General features: G+C 42.4%; 7 protein-coding genes. All 7 read left to right on the top strand.

From position 1 onward, the window contains the following. Nucleotides 1-170 precede the first annotated feature (170 nt). Nucleotides 171-779, top strand: coding sequence for a succinate dehydrogenase cytochrome b558 subunit (locus GJU41_RS15995; protein WP_070876365.1), 609 nt, complete (start codon nucleotides 171-173; stop codon nucleotides 777-779). 30 nt (nucleotides 780-809) lie between these two features. Continuing rightward, nucleotides 810-2570: a succinate dehydrogenase flavoprotein subunit gene (gene sdhA / locus GJU41_RS16000; RefSeq protein ID WP_070876368.1), complete on the top strand. Its 1761-nt coding sequence runs from the start codon at nucleotides 810-812 to the stop codon at nucleotides 2568-2570. A gap of 3 nt (nucleotides 2571-2573) precedes the next feature. After that, nucleotides 2574-3338 carry a succinate dehydrogenase iron-sulfur subunit gene (sdhB, locus tag GJU41_RS16005; RefSeq protein ID WP_070876370.1) on the top strand — a complete coding sequence of 255 codons (765 nt, stop codon included), beginning with the start codon at nucleotides 2574-2576 and terminating at the stop codon, nucleotides 3336-3338. A 108-nt stretch (nucleotides 3339-3446) separates the two neighbouring features. Beyond that, nucleotides 3447-3914, top strand: a complete 468-nt coding sequence (locus GJU41_RS16010) for an acyl-CoA thioesterase (protein ID WP_070876372.1) — start codon at nucleotides 3447-3449, stop codon at nucleotides 3912-3914. 134 nt (nucleotides 3915-4048) lie between these two features. Continuing rightward, entirely contained in the window at nucleotides 4049-4273 is a 225-nt protein-coding gene (gerE, locus tag GJU41_RS16015) for a spore germination transcription factor GerE (protein ID WP_029279253.1), read from the top strand. Nucleotides 4274-4496: 223 nt separating this feature from the next. After that, complete coding sequence (locus GJU41_RS16020) at nucleotides 4497-4949, top strand: MarR family winged helix-turn-helix transcriptional regulator (RefSeq protein WP_154319093.1); 453 nt, start codon at nucleotides 4497-4499, stop codon at nucleotides 4947-4949. Nucleotides 4950-4958: 9 nt separating this feature from the next. Further along, on the top strand, nucleotides 4959-5756 hold the full coding sequence (gene racE, locus GJU41_RS16025) for a glutamate racemase (RefSeq protein ID WP_070876376.1): 798 nt from the start codon (nucleotides 4959-4961) through the stop codon (nucleotides 5754-5756). The last annotated feature ends 244 nt before the right edge of the window (nucleotides 5757-6000 follow it).

Here is a 6000-nt window from a genome sequence, read left to right on the forward strand (position 1 = left end):
TTTGTCACAAAATTAAAATTTATGAACGCGTTTTCTTGACGCTGTAACTCGTTGGGAGTACAATAAATTTGTCACATTTTATCATACAATGTTTATTTTTTTAAAAGATTGCCGGGAATAGGAGAAACATTAAAAAAAAGATTTTAAGATTACTAGGGGGTTATGTTGAGATGGCTGGAAACAGAGAGTATTTGAACCGAAGACTTCATTCTTTGCTTGGAGTTATTCCGGTTGGCGTCTTCTTAATTCAGCATCTTGTTGTAAATAACTTTGCAACAAGAGGAGAAGAAGCATTTAATAATGCTGCACATTTTATGGAAAGCTTGCCATTTAGAGTTGTTCTGGAAACTTTTATTATATTCCTGCCGCTTTTGTACCATGCGATCTATGGAATTTACATTGCGTTTACAGCTAAAAATAATGTAAGCAAGTTTGGCTACTTCCGCAACTGGATGTTTATGCTTCAAAGGATTTCTGGCGTGATTACACTTATCTTTGTATCCTGGCATGTATGGGAAACAAGAATTGCAGCCGCATTTGGCGCTGAAGTGAATTTTGACATGATGGCCTCCATTTTCAGTAATCCATTCATGATTGTATTTTATGTTGTCGGTGTCGTTTCAACGATTTTCCACTTTGCAAACGGACTGTGGTCATTTGCTGTGAGCTGGGGAATTACTGTGACACCAAGATCTCAGCTGATCTCAACTTATGTGACGATCGCACTTTTCCTAGCATTATCTTACGTTGGAGTCAGCACTATTTTTGCATTTGTTTAATAGGTAATAGAACCAAAGGGAGTGGGCCAGATGAGTAAAGGTAGAATAATAGTCGTCGGTGGTGGCTTAGCGGGCCTAATGGCTACGATCAAAGCTGCAGAAACTGGCGTTCATGTAGATTTATTTTCTTTAGTTCCAGTTAAGCGCTCTCATTCAGTTTGTGCTCAGGGCGGAATAAACGGAGCGGTTAACACAAAAGGGGAAGGCGATTCTCCTTGGGAGCATTTCGATGATACAGTATACGGCGGGGACTTCCTCGCAAACCAGCCTCCTGTAAAGGCAATGTGCGAAGCAGCGCCTTCCATTATCCATTTGCTTGACCGGATGGGAGTTATGTTCAACCGTACTCCTGAAGGTCTTCTGGACTTCCGCCGCTTTGGAGGAACGCAGCATCACCGTACAGCGTTTGCCGGAGCAACAACTGGCCAGCAGCTGCTATATGCACTTGATGAGCAGGTGCGACGCTATGAGGTTGCCGGTTTAGTAACGAAGTATGAGGGCTGGGAATTTCTTGGGGCTGTTATCGATGATGATGGCGTATGCCGCGGTATTACTGGTCAGGACTTAACGACAATGGAAATGAAAGCATTCCGTTCGGATGCCGTTATTATGGCAACAGGCGGACCTGGAATCATTTTCGGAAAATCGACAAACTCTGTCATTAACACAGGATCAGCTGCTTCAATCGTCTATCAGCAGGGTGTGCATTACGCAAATGGAGAATTCATTCAAATTCATCCAACAGCAATTCCTGGAGACGATAAACTTCGTCTGATGAGTGAGTCGGCACGCGGAGAAGGCGGTCGTGTCTGGACGTATAAAGACGGTAAGCCTTGGTACTTCCTTGAGGAAAAATATCCTGCATACGGAAACCTTGTGCCTCGTGATATTGCAACACGCGAAATTTTTGATGTGTGTGTATCACAAAAGCTTGGAATCAATGGAGAAAACATGGTTTATCTTGATCTCTCTCATAAAGATCCGAAAGAGCTTGATATCAAACTTGGCGGAATCATTGAAATCTATGAAAAATTCATGGGCGATGATCCCCGCAAGCTTCCAATGAAAATCTTCCCGGCTGTTCATTATTCTATGGGCGGACTTTGGGTTGATTATGATCAAATGACGAATATCCCTGGACTATTTGCAGCAGGCGAGTGTGATTACTCGATGCATGGAGCCAACCGTTTAGGAGCGAATTCATTGCTGTCTGCCATCTATGGCGGTATGGTTGCAGGACCGAAAGCAGTCGAATATGTGAGCGGTCTTGATGTATCTGCTGAAGATCTTTCTTCTTCATTATTTGACGGTCATGTGAAACAGGAAGAAGAAAAATGGCAGAACATCATGAACTTAAATGGAACTGAAAATGCATATGTTCTTCATAAAGAGCTTGGCGAATGGATGACGGACAATGTAACGGTTGTCCGCTACAATGATAAATTGCTTAAAACAGATGAAAAAATTCAAGAGCTAATTGAAAGATATGAAAATATCAACATTAATGATACAGCTAAATGGAGCAACCAGGGTGCGACGTTTACACGTCAGCTTCAAAACATGCTTCAAATGTCCCGTGTTGTTACACTTGGCGCCTATAACCGCAATGAAAGCCGCGGTGCTCATTACAAACCGGACTTCCCTGAACGTAATGACGAGGAATTCCTAAAAACGACAATGGCCACATTTGCCGGTCCAAAAGCTGCTCCTAAGTTCCATTATGAAGAAGTGGACGTTAGCTTAATTGAACCGCGTAAGCGCGACTATTCGAAGAAGAAAAAGGGGGAATAAAAAATGAACAGCGAAAAGAAAGTAGTTCGTTTTATTATTACTCGTCAAGACCAGCCTGGAGCTGCCCCTTATGATGAAACATTTGAGATTCCTTATCGTCCAAATATGAACGTGATTTCTGCATTGATGGAAATCAGACGGAATCCTGTTAACTCACAAGGGAAAGAAACGACTCCGATTACTTGGGATATGAACTGTCTCGAAGAGGTGTGCGGAGCATGCTCTATGGTCATCAACGGCAAGCCGCGCCAGTCCTGTACTGCCCTTGTTGACCAGCTTGAGCAGCCGATTCGTCTTCAGCCGATGAGAACATTTCCTGTTGTCCGCGACCTTCAGGTTGACCGCAGCAGAATGTTCGACTCACTGAAAAAAGTAAAGGCCTGGATTCCGATTGATGGAACCTATGACTTAGGCCCTGGCCCGCGTATGCCTGAGAAAAAACGTCAATGGGCATATGAATTATCAAAATGCATGACTTGCGGTGTCTGCTTAGAGGCATGTCCGAATGTAAACAGCAATTCAGATTTCATCGGCCCAGCTCCGCTTTCACAAGTTCGTCTGTTTAATGCACATCCAACAGGTGCATTAAATAAAGCAGAACGTCTGGAGTCCATTATGGGCGACGGAGGCCTTGCAAACTGCGGAAACTCTCAAAACTGTGTGCAGTCTTGTCCTAAAGGAATTCCTTTAACGACTTCTATTGCTGCACTCAACAGAGATACAACGTTCCAGGCGTTCCGTAATTTCTTCGGAAGCGATCAAGTTTAAAACAAAGATATCCAGGCAGAAATCAGCGGATATCATTTAATAAGAAAACACCTCTTCCTTTCGATGAAGAGGTGTTTTTTCACATAAACATGAAAAGAGGAAACAAACATGAAACAAATCTCATACATACAGCTGCCGTTCAAGGAATGGAAGGATACTTTTTCTTTTTATTTTCAGGTAAAAGTTCGTTTTTCCGAAACAGATATGTTCGGGCATATGAACAATACCGCACCAATTTCTTATTTTGAAGAAGCACGAATTGAATTCTTTAAGCACGCAGGTCTTATGGATAATTGGCTGAAAAAAGACGGAGAGCTGATTCCTGTCGTTGCAGATATTCAGTGTGATTACGTCAAACAGGTCTTTTTTGATGAGAAAATCCGCCTTTATGTAAAAGTAGCATCAATCGGGAATTCATCGATGGATCTGCATTATTGTGCGGTGAATGAAAAAAATGAAGTTTGTTTTACAGGACGAGGCACCGTTGTGCAAATATCCAAATACAATGGAAAAAGTGTACCGTTTCTGGAAGTGGAGAAAAAGATGCTTGCTCAAACTGCCATATTTGCCACTTGAAAAATAGACACGGAATTTCTTGCTTTCAACTAAGATTCCTGTCACCGCCAATACAGTGTGCACATACTATATGTTGACTAATCTTATACCCATTCGTTAGATCGGCTCGCACCTAGCAAGGAGGGTTACAATTCTTGAAAGAGAAAGAGTTTCAATCAAAGCCATTACTCACAAAAAGAGAGAGAGAAGTATTCGAATTATTAGTTCAAGACAAAACAACGAAAGAAATAGCGGGCGAGCTCTTTATTAGTGAAAAGACAGTTCGGAACCATATTTCCAATGCGATGCAAAAGCTTGGTGTTAAGGGGAGATCACAAGCTGTTGTTGAGCTCCTTCGTATGGGTGAACTTGAGCTCTAATACGTACCGGCTGACCTTGATTTAAGGGTAGCCGGTTATTATTTCTGTGCAGAAAAATCGGGGCTGCGCCAATCTGACTATGCCATTTCTTATTTATCAAATCGGACATCTAAAATATGAAACTTGCAATTTTCCGCGAAAAGATAGAAAATGGATATGATACGCACATTCTTACTGTTTAGTTGCGTTCTGTGCGGTCAGATTGAATGAGTGAGGGTTGCTGATGACAGTTCATAATGATGTAGTAAGTGATAAAATGGTCGCTGATATGGAGAAATCCCTGAGACATATTTCTGTAATGGTCAAACAGAAGGGACGGGAGATCCTTAATCAATTTCCGATTACACCGCCTCAATTCGTAGCGCTCCAATGGCTTTCCGAACATGGCGACATGACAGTCGGTGAATTATCTAATAAAATGTACCTTGCATGCAGCACCACAACAGATCTTGTTGACCGAATGGAAAAAAACAAACTGGTGGTAAGGATCAAAGACCCGAATGACCGAAGGGTTGTGAGAGTGCATCTGCTTGAAGAAGGACAGCGCATCATTGAAGAAGTTATACAAAAGCGTCAACAATACTTAAAAAATGTAATCAAAAATTATGATATGCAGGAAATCATCCAGCTTGAAAGCTCATTATTGAAATTACACCTAGAAATGAGAGAAGAATGAGGCGATTTTTTGAACAGAGCAATTGGCGTCATTGATTCCGGTGTAGGCGGGCTGACCGTTGCACGCGAAATCATGAGGCAGCTACCAAACGAAGACATCATCTACTTAGGTGATACGGCGAGATGCCCATATGGACCGAGACCGCTTGAAGAGGTTCGGTTATTTACTTGGCAAATGACGAATTATCTCTTGTCAAATCACCATATAAAAATGCTTGTGATCGCCTGCAATACGGCAACAGCCATTGCTTTGCAGGAAATCCAGGAAGAGCTTGATATCCCAGTAGTAGGTGTCGTTTTCCCTGGAGCCAGAACAGCGATTAAAGTTACCAGAAACAATCATATCGGCGTAATTGGAACGGTCAATACAGTTGCAAGCCGTGCATATGAGAAGGCTCTTAAAACGATTAAGAAGACAGTTGAAGTCGAGAGCTTGGCATGCCCTGCATTTGTTCCGCTTGTAGAAAGCGGAGATTATGAAAACGATTATGCTGTATCCATCGTACGTGAATCTCTTTTTCCTTTAAAAGATCAGCCGATTGATACACTTATTCTTGGATGTACGCATTATCCGGTCTTAAAGACGTTAATTGAGGATTATATGGGACCCAAGGTGAAAATTATCAGCTCTGGTGATGAAACAGCCCGTGAAGTCAGTACAATCCTGTCTTATAAAGAAGCATTGAATGAGACGCAGGAAGAAAATCATCATTTGTTTTTAACGACTGGATCAAAGGAGCTTTTCCAGAGGATTGCTTCTCAGCTGTTTGAGCAGCCTGTTGAAAATGTAAAATCTATTACACTGTAAAAAGAGGAGCCGATTGCCGGTTCCTTTTTTTAATGTTCTCCAGCTCCACCCCTAAACTCCTCGGCCCGAACAAAAACCTCCAATTAATTTGGAAACCCCATCAATTCGGGATTTTCTCCTCGGCCTGTGACCAGTCGGTTCCGCTTTTCTTACTGTCTAGCTCCATCGCCCAACTCCTCGGCCAGAACGGCTCCGTCTGTAAAGGCAAAAAGCGCCTTTTCAGCCGGATCCTTATCTGTCTGTC

The organism is Metabacillus idriensis (assembly GCF_009674765.1).
Lineage (GTDB): Bacteria > Bacillota > Bacilli > Bacillales > Bacillaceae > Bacillus_P > Bacillus_P idriensis.